This window comes from Streptomyces hawaiiensis, assembly GCF_004803895.1.
Lineage (GTDB): Bacteria > Actinomycetota > Actinomycetes > Streptomycetales > Streptomycetaceae > Streptomyces > Streptomyces hawaiiensis.
This window is the reverse complement of record NZ_CP021978.1, coordinates 2,707,087-2,720,948: the sequence shown is the minus strand read 5'-3', so window position 1 is coordinate 2,720,948 and position 13,862 is coordinate 2,707,087. Positions and strand designations below refer to the sequence as shown.

The following is a 13,862-nucleotide window of genomic DNA, read 5'->3' as shown; positions in this document are numbered from 1 at the left end:
GCTAGGAAACCGAAGCTGAAGGATTCCTGAGGACGGGCGTCAGCCGCAGCAGCCGCCCCCGCAGCAGCCGCCCCCGCCGCCGCCCGCGCGGGGTGCCGGAGCCGGGGCGGAGGCCGAGCCGCCGACCGCGACCGTGGAGAGGAGCTTCACCGTGTCGTCGTGCCCCGAGGGGCAGGCCGCGGGGTCGGAGGACTCGGCCATGGGGCGGCTGAGTTCGAAGGTGTCGCCGCAGGTCCGGCAGCGGTACTCGTAACGAGGCATGCGCTCAGGTTAACCGGCACGGTCAATGGCCGGCGCCGCGTTCCTCGCGGATCTCGGAGACCACGTGGGCCACGGTGCGGCGGACCGCTTCCGTCTCCGTGAGGAAGTGCCAGTAGTCGGGGTGGCGGCCCTCCAGGCCGGCGGCGGCACGGTCCAGGCGGGAGACGGCGTCGTCCAGGGGGCGGGCGTGGCGCGGGTCGGGGGTGTTGCGGCCGGCCATGGCGAGGCGCTGGGCGTCACGGATGGCGAAGCGGGTGCGGTCGATCTCCTGCTGGGGGTCCTTCTGCACGGCGTTCAGGCGGTGCAGGCGGTCCCCGGCGGCCGAGACGGCCTCGTCGGTGCTGTTCAGCAGGGCCCGTACGGTCGACAGCAGGGCCGTCGCGTCGGCCCAGCGCTGTTCGTCGCGGGCGGTGTGGGCCTCGGCCAGTCTGGTCTCGGCCTGGCGGATGTTCTCGGCGGCGGCGTCGGGGACGTGCTGCAGGTCCTGCCAGCAGGCCACGGTGAAGCGGCGGCGCAGCTCGCTCAGGGTCGGTTCGACCTGCTCGGAGCGGGTGGTGAGGGCCTGGGCGCGGGTGCGCAGGGAGACGAGCCGGTGGTCGATCTCGGCGGCGCGGTCCGGCAGCCGCTCGGCCTCCACGCGGACCGCCTCGGCCTCGCGGGTGACCCGCTCGGCCCGTTCCAGGGTCTGCGGCACGCCGTGCTGCCCGGCGCCCTGGTTCAGCTTGGTGAGCTCCGGGGAGAGGGCGGCGAGCCGGGCGGCGAGGTCGTCAGCCGTGAGACCTGACGCGCGTACGGAGTCGAGGGCGTTGGAGGCGGCGAGCAGGGCCTGGCGGGCGCGTTCGACCGCGGGGGCGAGACGGGCCAGCTGGGTTTCCGCCTTGCCGAGGAGGGGGCCGAGGCCGTCGGTGAACCGGTCGAGCTCCTGCTTGACCCGGCCGAGTTCCTCCTTGGCGGCGGTCAGCTCGCTGCGGGCGCGGGAGGCGGCGGAGGCCTCCAGGTCGTCGCGGTCGAGGTCGTGGGCGTCGACGGCGTTGATGTACTGGTGGCTGACCTCGTCGATACGCCTGCCGAGGGCGTCGAAGCCCTCGACGGCGCGGCGGGCGGCGGGGGAATCGTCGACGGCGATGATCGTCTCGATGGAAATCCGCAGGTCCCGCTGGGCGGTGTCCAGCTCGTAGAAGGCTGCCGCGGCGGCGTCCTTCGCCGCCTGGGCCTCGGCCCGCTGGTTCTCGGCCCGGCCGCCGAACCAGCGCCGGGTGCCCCCGCCGGCGAAGGCGGCGGGCAGGGCCAGTGCGGCCAGCAGGGGGAGCCCGATCAGGATGAGCGTGTCCCGGAGCGGACCGGGGGCGTGGGGGACGAGGCGACGCGGGCGATGTGCGCGCGGCACCGACGGCGGGTCCGGCTGTCCTGGTGTCGCCGTCACATCCCTCTCCCGTGCTGTGGTCCACCCTGCCCGGTGTCATTCTCCCACCGGTTGAGGACGAACACACGGGCCGGTCAGTTCGCTGTTCGGACCGTCACTTTGCCGTCGCCGGTGTGGGCGGACACCACATGGGAGCTGGTCTCGTCGCGGGGCACCGACACATCGACTCCGCCGTCACCGGTCTCGGTGGTCACGCGGTAGGTGGCTCGGGGCAGCGCGATGTTCACAGAGCCGTCGCCGCTGCGGGACTCCACGCGGTCCGGTACGACACCGAGTTCGAGGCGGACCGAGCCGTCGCCGGTCTGGGTGCGGACGGTACGGGAGGAGACGTCGGCCCGGATGGATCCGTCGCCGGTGCGCATCCGCAGCGGACCGCTGGTGTCGGTGACGCGGATGGACCCGTCGCCGGTGCGCAGCTCCAGGGGGCCGGTGGTGTCGCTGACGCGGACGGAGCCGTCGCCCGTGCGGATGTTCAACGGGTCCCGGAAGCCCCGGGCGCGGACGCTGCCGTCACCGTCCTCGACCTTCACGGTGATACCGCGGGGCACCTCGATGCGGTGCTTGGCCGAGCAGTCGACGACGATGCCCGAGCACTTCAGCCGCAGCACCAGGCGGTCGTCCCGCATGGCCCAGGTGACCTTGGGCTCCTTGCCGACGACGACCGAACCCTGGAACCACCGGGTGACCTCGATCTTGCCCGCCCGGCTCTTGTCGGAGGCGACGATCTCGAGGGCCGAGTCGTCGGAGTCGACGGTGAGGGTGCGGCCCTGGAGGCCGAAGGACCGGTGGTCGGGGTCCGTGTCGTCCCCGGCGGACGCGCCGCAGGCGCTGAGACCGGCGACAAGCACCACGGCCGCGCCGGCGAGGGCGGCGGCGCGGGCAGAGGCGGTGAGTGTGGTCATGACGGTTTCCCCCTGGACGGACGACGGACGACGGACGACGGGCGCTCTGGGGCGCTCTACGACCGTATGGATCCGGGGCCCGCCGGGGGATCCGGGCCGCTCCCGGATCAACAGGGGGGTTAACCCCAGGTACGGGTCCCGGCCGCCCGCGGTCCCGCGATACGGGTTTGCGGGACCGCACCCCGGGCAAGGTAGGCTGTCGACTCGTCCTGGGCGCGTGCCCGGGAGCCGGGTGCGTAGCTCAGGGGTAGAGCGCCTGCCTTACAAGCAGGATGTCGGCGGTTCGAAACCGTCCGCGCCCACAACGCCGAGTGTCGGGTCAGAGGCCCTCCAGGAACGTTCCTGGAGGGCCTCTCCTGTCGTCACCGCGGCGGCAGGAGTCAGTAGTTGGCGTTGGCGAGGAGTTCGCCGTCCTTGTCGTACACCGTGACGAGGCCGTTCTTGGACTCGTAGCAGGAGGTGAACGCGGAGGCGATGAGTTTGCCCTCGCCTTGGTGGGGGCCCATCAGACCGCCGCTGAAGTCGGTGAACACCTCCGCCGCGTCGAGGATGTCGTTGCGCTTGTCGGTGCCGGTCACCTTCGTGACGTGTTCGACCGCGGCCTTCTCGGTGTCCGTGCCGTTCTTGGCGACGCAGCTCCTGAACCGCTCGGCTTGGGGCTTCTCGTCGGCCGGCTCGGCCTTCTTGGGGCTGTCACCCCCGGGCTTGCCGTCGGCGGCGACGGCCTTGTCCTTGTTCGAGGTGTCGCTGCTGTCGTCGCCTCCGCCGCCCGTGGCGACGGCGGCGATGACGAAGAGGGCGAGGATGCCCGCGCAGCCGAGGCCCGCGATCTTGCCCACGCCGCGCTTCTTCGGCGGCTGGGGCGCCGGGGCGCCGTAACCGGGCTGCTGGAAGTGGGGCTGGTGCGGCTGCTGCGGGTACTGCTGGCTCATGGGTCCCCCTCGGGATCATTCGGGTGGTGCGGGTGTACGACACACCGGGGGAGCCGCGTGGTTGTAGAAGGTTGAACGGGTTCACCTGATGGGGGTACGACCCGTCGCACATCCGGCGGTGACCCGTACATGCGTCCGCCCCGGGTAGCGGGCTCCGCAAGGGCCGTTACGGCCCCGCCAAGGCCACGGCCGAGGCCAAGGCCGAGGCCGACGGCTTCGTCGCCGCCCAGGAGGCCGAGATCAGCGAGATGAACGGGATGCCGGGCGAGGAGAGCTGACCTCTGCGGGCGTCACGAGGTTCCGCCGGTCTCCTCCGGCGGAGTCTCGTGCGCGTGCTTCAGTCCCGAGCGGGCCGCCACCCGCTCTGGCCCGGCGAGTTCGGACCAGTAGCGGTGGGTGCTGACGAACACCGCGAGTTCGTGCTCCCGCTGCCGGAGCTTCTCCACCTCGGCCTGTTCGTCGGCGGTCCAGCCGGGGGAGGCGGGGCGTTCCACCTTGCGCCAGCCGTTGTCGTCACTGAATCCGTCCAGCGGCTCCACCGACCAGGGAAGCCGCTTCAGCAGGGCCGACAGCTCGGCCCGGACCTGATGGAGTTCCTCCTGACCGGCCAGGAGGTCACTCGGAAAGTCATAGGTCGTAGCCACGGCCCAATGATACGCCTGTTCGAATTTGGCAGGCGAGTTCCTTCCTGTGGTTCATGCGAACGTGTGTACCTCGCTCACCACCCGTGCCGCCACCGGAGCCGGTACACCGTGGCGCTCGGCCGCGCGGAGCAACGCGCCGCCGATGGCGTCCAGTTCGAGGGGCCGCCCGGCCTCGGCGTCGCGCTGCATCGACGATTTCGTCGACGGCGGGAAGGCGTCGTAGCGGGCGAGGGCCTGGGCGGGGTCCGCCGGGCCGCCGCACGCGCGGCTGATCGCGGCGGTCTCCTCCACCAGGGCGGTCAGCTCGTCGCGGTGGCGGGTGCGGACGTCTCCGAGGGGGAGGCCGTAGAGCGTGGTCAGCAAGGCGAACGGTGCCAGGAACGACATCTTCGCCCACAGGGCCGCCGTCTCGTCCTCCAGTACGCGGGTGGCCGGACCGGCGGCGGTGAAGGCCTCGGCGAGGGCGTCGAGGCGCGGCCGGGGCACGTCCGTACCGGTCAGGTCGATCTCCGCGAAGGGGCTGCCGTGTTCGATGACGCCCGGCGCGACACGGGTGGACTCGACGCGGATCACGGCGGGGGCCACGCGGTCGGGCCGGTGGCGGGCGCGCAGGGCCGCGGGGTGTTCGACGCCGTTCAGGAACGGCACGAGAAGGCCGTCGGACAGCACCCGGGCGGGGACGCGCGCGAGGGCGGCGTCGAGGGCGGTGCCCTTGACGGTGACCAGGCACGCGTCGACCGGTTCCCGCAGCTCGGTGTCCGCCTCGACGCGGGCCGTGAAGTCGCCGAAGCGGGCGCTGCGGACCTGGATGCCGTCGGTGCGCAGGGCCTCGGCGGTCCGCTCGCCGGACAGGCAGATCACGCGGTGGCCGGTGCGCGAGAGCAGGGCGGCGAGCAGGCCGCCCACGCCGCCGGGGCCCAGGACGGCCACGGTGAGTTCGTTCGTCACGAGGAGTTCCTCTCGTCGGTCGGCCCCGGGATGGTGGCCGCCTCGGAGCGATCATGGCAGCGTCGCTGTCGTACGGGGGCCCGAAGGGTGAGACTGGGGGCATGTGCCGGAGTATCAAGACGCTGCGTCCGCCCGCGATGCCCGAAGAGGCCACCGAGGCCGACGTGCGCGCTGCCGCCCTGCAGTACGTGCGGAAGATTTCGGGATTCCGCGCCCCCGCCGCTCACAACCAGGAGGTGTTCGACCGCGCCGTGGAGGCCGTCGCGCAGGCCACGGCCGAGTTGCTGGAGGGGCTGGAGGTCCGCGGGGCCGGGGCCCGGAAGGCCGGCTAGGCCGGCCCCGGGGGCTCAGACCGCCAGTTCGGGCCGCGGTCCGGGTTGCGGCGCGGGAGTGGCCTTCGCTACCCACAGCCTGGTGGTCCGCAGGTAGCCGTGGACCACCGAGGCCATCGCCAGCAGCAGGAGGGGGCCGGAGAGCCACGGGTAGGCGGCCATCTCCATCGGGACGAAGCGGTAGGACGCGAGCAGCACCGCGAAGACGGCCGTCCCGTAGGCGATCAGCCGGACTCCCGCCCGGTCCCAGCCGCGGTCGTACGTGCGCAGCGCCGCCTCGACCGTGTACGCGAAGACCACTCCGGCGACGAGGTCCACGCCGTAGTGCCAGCCGAAGCCCAGTGTCGCGGCGAGGGTGGCGATCAGCCAGAACGTGCCGGCGAGACGCAGAGCGCGCGGTCCCTTGCGGGAGTGGATGAAGATCGTGGTGGCCCACGCCGTGTGCAGGCTGGGCATGCAGTTGCGCGGGGTGATCTCGTCGAACGGCATCGCGTACGGGGTGGTGATCGGCGGCAGGGTGTTCGGCCACAGGTTCGCGGCTGCCCAGTGCCCGCCGTCGGGGCCGTAGGCGAAGATCGGCCCGACCACGGGGTAGATCATGTAGATGGCCGGTCCGAGCAGGCCGATCAGCAGGAAGGTGCGCACCAGGTGGTGGCGCGGGAAGCGCTGCTCGGCCGCCACGTCGCGCAGCTGGTACAGCGCCACACAGACCGCGGCCACCGCGAGCTGGGCGTAGACGTAGTCGAGGGCGTGCTCGCCGACCGGGCCGCTAGCCCTGAGGAGCCGGCCCGCCAGCCACGACGGGTTGCCCAGCGCGTGATCGGCCATGGCGACGTACGGGTCGAGTACGGCCGGGCGGGTCTGCGACGTGATCAGCAGCCAGGTGTCCCCGGTCTTGCGGCCGGTCACCAGCAGCAGGCCGAGCCCGACGCCCTTCAGCATCAGGACGCGTTCAGGACCCGTGCGGCGCGTGAGGGCGAAGACCCCGACGCCCAGGATCACCCACAGTGCGCCGTTGCCGAACGGGTGGCCTTCGGTGGGGTGGGCGCCGGTCGCCCACCGCACCAGCAGGAGGACGAGGTCGATGCCCGTCGCGGTGCCCAGGGCGATGAGCCGTTGCCGCCAGGTGAGCACCACCATCGTCAGCGCCAGGCTGGCGTACAGCAGGAACCCCGACTTCGGGGCGTGGATCACCTCACGTGCCTGCGTGGTGATCGGCCCCGGTATGCCGAGGTGGTGCGCGGCGATCTGGAGCGCGACGAGGAATCCGAGAGTGATCACACCTGCCGCGGCCCACAGCATCGCCCGAGGGTGCCGCCTCGCGGCGAGCGCGATCCGTCTTGTTCGAGAGGCTTTCCGCGACGTCGTGGTGGTCAATGTCTCAGCCGCTTCCAGGTCTTGGTGGTCGTGGTGGTGAGCCGGAGCCGGTCTACGACGTCCGCGGCTCGCGCCGCATCAGATACGCCGCCCCCGCCCCGGCGCCGAACAGCGCCCCCACCGACACCGCCGTCGCCAGCCAGCTCGCGCCCAGCAGGTGGGCGCCGAAGTAGCCGAGGGCGACGCTGTACGTGGCCCAGGTGAGACCGGCCAGGGCCGACCAGGGCAGGAAGTCGCGGGCGCGGTGGTGGGCGGCGCCCGCGCCGAGGGAGACCAGCGAGCGGCCGGCGGGAGCGAAACGGGCGAGGACGACGAGGGCGCCGCCGCCCCGGGCGAGGGCCGTGCCGAGACGCTCCTGGGCGGTGGTCAGGCGCCGGGAGCGGGAGATCGCCCGGTCCAGGCGGGCGCCGCCGCGCCAGGCGAGGCGGTAGGCCACCAGGTCGCCCAGGACGGAGGCGGTGGCCGCGCAGAGGGTCAGGGCGAGGATGTCGGGCACGTCGGCCGCCGTACCCGCTGCCGCCGCCGTGGCCGCCGTGATCACCAGGACGCCGCTGGGCAGCACCGGCAGGAACACGTCGAGCAGGACGGACAAGGCCACCATCGCGTAGATCCACGGACTGCCGATCGGCAGCCCCACTTGCTCCAGCACCGCAACTCCCCGTGACTCCCCCGTGGGCCAGACCGTGCCGCGATGGCGCGGGGGGAGCGGCAGGAGTGGCCATGACAGCCCTAGAGCGTACGCCTGGGGTGTGACGGGCGGTTCACGGGGGGCTCATACGTTCGGTGCGGACTGTTCACCTCGTCATGACTCGTCCTGCGGTGTCGCCATATGTGCGCGTGCTTCGCCCCCGCCCTGATCGCGGACCGGAACAGACAGAACGGCGCCTCCCCCGGAGGGAAGGCGCCGCTGCGTGTCCGAGGGACCGGGCGGCTCAGGCGGCCACCGGTGTCTGGTCCGCGGAGCGCTGCTCCTGCGTGGAGGTGCGCTTGTCCAGCAGCCGGTCCAGGCCGAACGCGCCGGAGCCCGTGAAGATCAGCAGGAACATGGCCCAGCAGTACATGGCAGCGCCCTCGCCGTTGTTCTCGATCGGCCACAGGGCCTGGGGCTGGTGAACCTTGAAGTACGCGTACGCCATCGCGCCGGAGGAGATGAACGCCGCGATGCGGGTGCCGAGGCCCAGCAGCACCAGGGTGCCGCCGACGAGCTCGATGACGGCCGCGTACCAGTTCGGCCAGGCGCCGGTCGCGGCGGTGCCGCCCTTGCCGTCCACGCCTCCGAGGACGCCGAAGAGCGCGACGGCGCCGTGGCAGGCGAAGAGCAGGCCGGTGACGATCCGGAACAGTCCGAGCGCGTACGGCTGCGCGCCGTTGAGGCGAGCGGTCATGTGGGGGGTCTCTCCTTCGGTTGGCCGGCCCTGGGGAGGCCGGTCGGGGACGGATACCGCGGAGTAACCCACGTTAGGTGCGCCTAATTGATGCTTGCAAGTTCAACATTTGGCCACTGCTTTGCCTCCCGTTGAGGCTCAGTTTCCGGCCCAGCCGCACGTAGAACGGCTCTCGCCACCGCATCCGCGTCCGAAAGAGTGACCGAATCCACCCCTGGGCGAGCCCCCGCGGCGGTCACCCAGTGCACGCCTTCTGTCGGCACGCCGAACGCGAACCGCCTTGTGTGTGCAACTCCTTGACGGTCCATCAGGCGATAGGGGCAGGGTGTGACGTCCAACCCGCCTGTCTCGTAATCGTCGACCGTGTGCGGGCGGCACCGCCCGCTGCGCAGCAGGCCGGCGAGAAGGTCGTCGGCGGTGTGCCGCAGGTCCGGTTCCGGCAGGCGGGCCTCGATGAGGGTTCTCACACGGACGGCCGATCCCGGCACGTCGGGTGAGTGCGCCGCCCAGGCCCCGTCCTCGTCCGTCACCCGCAGCCGTGGGCCGAGCACCCGCACCACCCCGGCCTCCATCAGGGCCGCGAGTTCCTCGATGCGGCGCCGCGGCGGGCCGATGGACAGGAACGCGTTGAGCGGGGTGTACCAGCGGTCCAGGTGGTCCCGGCGGGAGGCGCCGGCGAGGCCGCCGTGGTCCACGATCAGCCGGAGTTCGTTGCGCAGGTCACGCAGCACGTCCAGGGCCGCCTTCAGCGGGCCGCGCACATTGCCCAGGGCGGCCTGGGCGGCGTCCTCGCGCAGATACGACAGCAGCCAGTCGCGCCACTCGCCCGGATGCGCGAAGTCCCGGCCGGCGTACGGGTGGGAGATCCGCTCCCAGCACCAGCGCTCGGCGTCCGGCACCCCGAACTCCTCCAGCAGGGGCGCCTCCAGGGGGTCACCGTGCGGGACGGCGAGGAAGCGGTCGGTGAACTCCCGCTCCCGCCCGGCGAACCCCCGCTCCCGGTCGGCGCAGGCCGCCGCCCGCCGGATCAGCGTGCCGTAGTAGACCGTCTCCACCTCCTTCGCCACCAACGGCCATATCTCCGCGAGGAAATCGGGTGCCTCCCCGGAGTCCGCGCGCTTGCGGAACCCGGCGATCACCTCGGGGGTGAGGACGAGCGGCACGTGCCGGCCGTACGCCCCCTTCGCGTTGTCGCCGCGAGCCTGGTACGGGACGCCGCGCCGCGAACCGGCGAAGAGCAGCGGCTCACGGCCGGAGGGGAGATAGCGCAGCCCCCCGGCGTCCCGTACGAAACGGCCGCCCCGGCCGGTCGTCAGCAGGGCCGTGTGGTCGAAGAAGTTGAGGCCGAGGCCGCGCAGCAGGACCGGCTCGCCCGCGGGTATGGAGGCCAGATCGACATCGGCCGGGTTGGCGGGCGGGACGTGGCGCAGGCCGTGCCGCGCGGCGTGGACCGCCGGCCGCAGCAGGTCCGGGCCGACGGTTCTCGGCAGGTGCCCCTGGGCCAGCACCACCGCGGACAGGCCGGTCAGGGTGCGGCCGTCGTCGAGGGTGAGGGCCTGGCGGTCCCCGGGGGTGTCGTCGAGCCGTACCGCGCGTGCCCGGTGCGTCTCGACCCGTACGGCCGGTGGCGCTTGCCGTACGACCTCGGCGAACACCCACTCCAGGTAGCGGCCGTACTCGGCGCGGGTCGGGTACTCGTCCGGGCCCAGCCCGCCGCCCGCCCACTCGTGCAGGCTCGGGCCCGGGCGGATCGGGCCCGAGCAGTCCACGCTGGCGTCGGTGAACAGGGTCACCTGGCAGGCCACGGTGTTCATCAGCAGTTCGGGCGACTGGGCGGTGCGCCAGACGCGGCCGGGGCCGGGCGGGTCCGGGTCGATCACATGGACCGTCAGCCGGGCACCGGGCGGAAGGAGTTCCGGGGCGGAGGCGCACAGGCGTTCCAGGACGCTGGTGCCGCGCGGTCCGGCGCCGACCAGGGCGACGGAGAAGCTCGCGGGTCTCGCGGCCGGTCCGGGGCCCTCGGCCGGTACGGATTCCTCGGTTTCCTCGGGCGACGCAAGCAAGGGTGGAACTCCCGGGCGTGTGGGGCGCGTGTCGGCGGTCCGCCGGGCAGGAAGCGGACGGTCCGCTTCATGATGCGTCGCCGAAAGCGGTAACCGAGGCTCGTGGGGAAGGATTGACGGTCGCTGTGGGATGCCTCACTGCCATCACGGGGCATCGCGGAACACAGCGGCAGCAAACGGGCGGAAGGGTTGGCTTACGGGGCAAGCTCCGAGTCCAGGAGGGTCGTCAGCAGCGGACCCGTGCCCTGGCGGGCCTTGGCGTGCTCCAGTCGCAGCCGGGCCGAGCGGCCACGCAGGGTCAGGGTCATGAGCTGGTTGCCGAACCAGGGGCCGCCCGTCTTGCGCCAGCTGACCGGCGGCTGCGGGAGACGGCCGTGCCGGGCGAGGCCGCGGCCGATGCCCCGTGCCATCGCGCTCCAGCCGATGCGGAAGGCCAGCCGCATCGACAGCGGGACCGAGTTGTGGACGGGGGAGCAGACGAGCTGCACCACCCGGGCGTCCGGGCCCGGGCCGGGCCACGAGGGCTCGGCGATGTAGGCGTGGTGCACATCCCCGGACAGCACGCACACCGTCGCCGGCGCGTGGTGCCCCGAGCCCGCCTCGGCGATCAGCTCCGCCAGCCCCGCGAAGGACTCGGGGAACGCCGACCAGTGCTCCAGGTCGGCGGCGCGCCGCACCTTCTCCCCGAACCGCGCCCAGCGGGCGCCCCGTTCGCCGCCGCACAGCGCCGCGTTCCACCCCTCGGCGTCGTGCACCAGATGCGGCAGCAGCCAGGGCAGTGAGGTGCCGATGAGGAGGTGGTCGTAGGCCTCGGGCGTGTCCCGCACCTGCTCGCGCAGCCAGGCGTCCTCGCCCGGGTCGAGCATCGCGCGCTCGTCCTCGGCGAGGACCCGGGCGGCCCGGCTGTCCACCATCACCAGGCGGACCCGCCCGAAGTCGCGCCGGTAGCTCCAGCGGACCGTGGTCGCGTCGGCGTCGGCCCGGGCGGCGAAGGCGCGCAGCACGTCGGTCCCGTCGGGGGCCTCGCGGACCGCCTCGTACACCGGGTCGGCCGCGAGCTCCTCCAGGGAGAGGTTGCCGAGGTGCTGGTGGACCCAGTACGACATCAGGCCGCTCAGCAGCCGCTCCCGCCACCAGCCGGTGGAGCGCATGTCGGCGAGCCAGGCGGCGGAGGTGTTCCAGTCGTCGATGACGTCGTGGTCGTCGAAGATCATGAAACTGGGCACGGTGGACAGCAGCCAGCGGATGCGCGGGTCGAGCCACGACTCGTAGTAGAGGTGCGTGTACTCCTCGTAGTCGGCGACCCCGCTGCCCGGTGCTTCCTTCAGGTCGCGGCGGCCCGCCAGCCAGCGCTGCGTGTCGTCGGAGGTCTCGTCGGCGTACACCTGGTCGCCGAGCAGCAGCAGGACGTGCGGCCGCTCGCCCTCGGGGTCGGCCGCGAGGCGGGTGGCGAGGGCGTCCAGGGCGTCCGGGCCGACGGGGTCGTCCCCGCCCGCCGGCGGGGAGGCCCAACGGCAGGAGCCGAAGGCGACGTTGAGGTCGCCCTCGGGGCCCGGCGCGTGGATCGCCGAGGGCGGGAAGGGGGATCCCGGCAGCGGCCACACCCGGGTGTCGTCGAGCAGCACCTCGTACGTCGTGGAAGTACCGGCCGTGAGGCCGGTCACCGGGACCAGCGCGTAGTGGTGGCCCGCGATCTGGAAGCTGTGGGCCGTGCCGCCGGCGCCGTCGGCGCAGCGCACCTCGGCGGTGCACGGACGGCTCGTCTCGACCCACACGGTCGCGGACGAGCCGTCGGTGTACCTCAGCAGCGGTCCGAGGCGCAGTGCGCTCATGTCGTTCCCCTCTCCGTCGACCCGTACGGTACGGAACGACGGAGGTCAGCGGGGAGGTCCCGACACGAATCAGCGTGTCAGCAGCTCGCCAGGTAGTTCTGCAGCGCGGACTTCTCGGCCGAGTCGACCGAGAGGCCGTAGTAGTACTTCACCTGGACCCAGGCGCGGACGTAGGTGCAGCGGTACGCCGTCCGGGAGGGCATCCAGGTGGCCGGGTCCTGGTCGCCCTTGGCCTGGTTGACGTTGTCGGTGACCGCGATGAGCTGCGGGCGGGTCAGGTCGTTGGCGAACGACTGGCGGCGGGACGTCGTCCAGGAGTCGGCGCCGGAGTCCCAGGCCTCGGCCAGCGGGATCAGGTGGTCGATGTCGACGTCGGAGGCGGCGGACCAGGTCGCGCCGTCGTAGACGGAGTACCAGCTGCCGCTGGTGGCGGCGCAGGAGGAGTTCTGCTGGACGTTCGAGCCGTCGCGCTTGAGGACGACCTCGCGGGTGTTGCAGGCGCCGGACTGGGTGATCCAGTGCGGGAAGAGGTCGCGGTTGTAGCCGGTGCGGTCCTCGGTCGCCACGGTGAGCGAGGCGAGGTAGGTGCGGGCGGTGGCTGCGCTCACGGGGGTGGGGAGGGCGGCGGAGGCCGTGGGGGCGTTGAAGAGGGACACGGCGGATATGAGCGCGGTGGCCGCCGCGGCCATGGTCAGCCGTCGACGCGCGTAGAACCTGGGCATGCGAACTCCCTGGGCAGAGGGGGGTGTTGGCTTGCGAGCGAGGGGAATGCTCGCGGTGCCGTGTTGCGCACAGGTGTGCGCCCGGTGAGAAGTTAGTGACGGGTGCATGACATGACAAGGTTTAGGCGGAAAGTTTTCACGCCAGAGGCGTCGCGTACCATGGACGGCGCAGAAGGGGAGTAGCTCTTCGCCGGACCGTCGACATACTGCTCAGCCCGCCTGAGCCGGCGCCCGGAGGCCGGTCCTTTCCCGGACCTGCCAGCGAGACCTTCGGCAAGCAGTGCACACCCGTGCCCCCCGGTACGGGTACCGAGTGTGCTGCCGTGCCGAGGTGTCGTGTGCGAAGGTCCAGCACTCTCGGTGGGGCAGCCCCGACCGATTGAGGAACCCTTGATCAGCCTGACCGTGACGGCCGTCGTCTTCGGTGTCGTCTTCCTCGCCGAACTGCCGGACAAGACCGCCCTCGCCGGCCTCGTCCTCGGCACCCGCTACCGCGCCTCCTACGTCTTCGCCGGTGTCGCCGCCGCCTTCGCGCTGCATGTCGCGCTCGCCGTCGCGGCCGGCAGTGTGCTGACGCTGCTGCCGCAGCAGATCGTGCAGGCCCTCACGGGCGTGCTCTTCCTGGGCGGGGCCGCGGTGCTGCTGCTGAAGAAGGGCGAGGACGAGGAGGAGGTCCGCCGGCCGGAGAACCAGTCCTTCTGGAAGGTCTCGGGCGCCGGATTCATGCTCATCCTGGTCGCCGAGTTCGGTGATCTGACCCAGATCATGACCGCGAACCTGGCCGCCCGCTACGACGACCCGCTCTCCGTCGGCCTGGGCGCGGTGCTCGCGCTGTGGGCCGTGGCCGGGCTCGGCATCGTCGGCGGCAAGGCGCTGATGAAGAAGGTGCCGCTGCGGCTGATCACGCAGATCGCGGCGCTGGTCATGCTGGCGCTCGGGGTGTGGAGCCTGTGGGAGGCCGTGACCGGTTGAGCCGGTGAGCTGAACAGTGGATGAACGTCCGGCGGGGGGCCTGGCGCGAAGCGGGGATTGTTTTGTACC

14 protein-coding genes and 1 tRNA gene are annotated in these 13,862 nt (G+C 72.3%); 3 read left to right on the top strand and 12 right to left on the bottom strand.

Annotated elements, in window-relative coordinates; translation table 11 throughout:
• Positions 1-39 precede the first annotated feature (39 nt).
• The 3 genes from CEB94_RS12580 to CEB94_RS12570 form a co-directional block, all read right to left on the bottom strand.
• Complete coding sequence (locus CEB94_RS12580) at positions 40-261, bottom strand: FmdB family zinc ribbon protein (protein ID WP_175432305.1); 222 nt, start codon at positions 259-261, stop codon at positions 40-42.
• Positions 262-283: 22 nt separating this feature from the next.
• On the bottom strand, positions 284-1,684 hold the full coding sequence (locus CEB94_RS12575; protein WP_175432304.1) for a coiled-coil domain-containing protein: 1,401 nt from the start codon (positions 1,682-1,684) through the stop codon (positions 284-286).
• Positions 1,685-1,758: 74 nt separating this feature from the next.
• Positions 1,759-2,586, bottom strand: a complete 828-nt coding sequence (locus CEB94_RS12570; protein ID WP_175432303.1) for a DUF4097 family beta strand repeat-containing protein — start codon at positions 2,584-2,586, stop codon at positions 1,759-1,761.
• Positions 2,587-2,816: 230 nt separating this feature from the next.
• Between CEB94_RS12570 and CEB94_RS12565 the strand changes: the two genes are divergently transcribed.
• Positions 2,817-2,888, top strand: a tRNA-Val gene (locus tag CEB94_RS12565).
• A gap of 78 nt (positions 2,889-2,966) precedes the next feature.
• On the opposite strand, the gene CEB94_RS12560 is transcribed toward CEB94_RS12565, so the two are convergent.
• The 3 genes from CEB94_RS12560 to CEB94_RS12550 all read right to left on the bottom strand — a co-directional run bounded on the left by CEB94_RS12560 (position 2,967) and on the right by CEB94_RS12550 (position 5,110).
• Positions 2,967-3,518, bottom strand: a complete 552-nt coding sequence (locus CEB94_RS12560) for a hypothetical protein (RefSeq protein WP_175432302.1) — start codon at positions 3,516-3,518, stop codon at positions 2,967-2,969.
• A 290-nt stretch (positions 3,519-3,808) separates the two neighbouring features.
• Complete coding sequence (locus CEB94_RS12555) at positions 3,809-4,162, bottom strand: hypothetical protein (RefSeq protein WP_175432301.1); 354 nt, start codon at positions 4,160-4,162, stop codon at positions 3,809-3,811.
• Between the two features lie 51 nt (positions 4,163-4,213).
• Positions 4,214-5,110 (bottom strand): ketopantoate reductase family protein, encoded by an 897-nt coding sequence (locus CEB94_RS12550; protein ID WP_175432300.1) that lies wholly within the window; start codon positions 5,108-5,110, stop codon positions 4,214-4,216.
• A gap of 101 nt (positions 5,111-5,211) precedes the next feature.
• Between CEB94_RS12550 and CEB94_RS12545 the strand changes: the two genes are divergently transcribed.
• A complete protein-coding gene (locus CEB94_RS12545) occupies positions 5,212-5,442 on the top strand; it encodes a DUF2277 domain-containing protein (protein ID WP_175432299.1) in 231 nt (76 codons plus the stop codon).
• A gap of 15 nt (positions 5,443-5,457) precedes the next feature.
• On the opposite strand, the gene CEB94_RS12540 is transcribed toward CEB94_RS12545, so the two are convergent.
• The 6 genes from CEB94_RS12540 to CEB94_RS12515 all read right to left on the bottom strand — a co-directional run bounded on the left by CEB94_RS12540 (position 5,458) and on the right by CEB94_RS12515 (position 12,821).
• On the bottom strand, positions 5,458-6,744 hold the full coding sequence (locus CEB94_RS12540; RefSeq protein ID WP_175432298.1) for a phosphatase PAP2 family protein: 1,287 nt from the start codon (positions 6,742-6,744) through the stop codon (positions 5,458-5,460).
• 127 nt (positions 6,745-6,871) lie between these two features.
• The gene (locus CEB94_RS12535) at positions 6,872-7,420 is read right to left on the bottom strand and encodes a DedA family protein (protein WP_425472540.1); all 549 of its coding nucleotides are present in this window, start codon (positions 7,418-7,420) and stop codon (positions 6,872-6,874) included.
• 331 nt (positions 7,421-7,751) lie between these two features.
• A complete protein-coding gene (locus CEB94_RS12530) occupies positions 7,752-8,204 on the bottom strand; it encodes a DoxX family protein (protein WP_175432296.1) in 453 nt (150 codons plus the stop codon).
• Positions 8,205-8,287: 83 nt separating this feature from the next.
• Positions 8,288-10,180 carry an FAD/NAD(P)-binding protein gene (locus CEB94_RS12525; RefSeq protein WP_246112150.1) on the bottom strand — a complete coding sequence of 631 codons (1,893 nt, stop codon included), beginning with the start codon at positions 10,178-10,180 and terminating at the stop codon, positions 8,288-8,290.
• A gap of 281 nt (positions 10,181-10,461) precedes the next feature.
• Positions 10,462-12,099 (bottom strand): alkaline phosphatase D family protein, encoded by a 1,638-nt coding sequence (locus CEB94_RS12520; RefSeq protein ID WP_175432294.1) that lies wholly within the window; start codon positions 12,097-12,099, stop codon positions 10,462-10,464.
• 77 nt (positions 12,100-12,176) lie between these two features.
• The gene (locus tag CEB94_RS12515; protein ID WP_175432293.1) at positions 12,177-12,821 is read right to left on the bottom strand and encodes an HNH endonuclease family protein; all 645 of its coding nucleotides are present in this window, start codon (positions 12,819-12,821) and stop codon (positions 12,177-12,179) included.
• Between the two features lie 390 nt (positions 12,822-13,211).
• Between CEB94_RS12515 and CEB94_RS12510 the strand changes: the two genes are divergently transcribed.
• A complete protein-coding gene (locus CEB94_RS12510; RefSeq protein ID WP_031131378.1) occupies positions 13,212-13,793 on the top strand; it encodes a TMEM165/GDT1 family protein in 582 nt (193 codons plus the stop codon).
• Positions 13,794-13,862 lie beyond the last annotated feature (69 nt).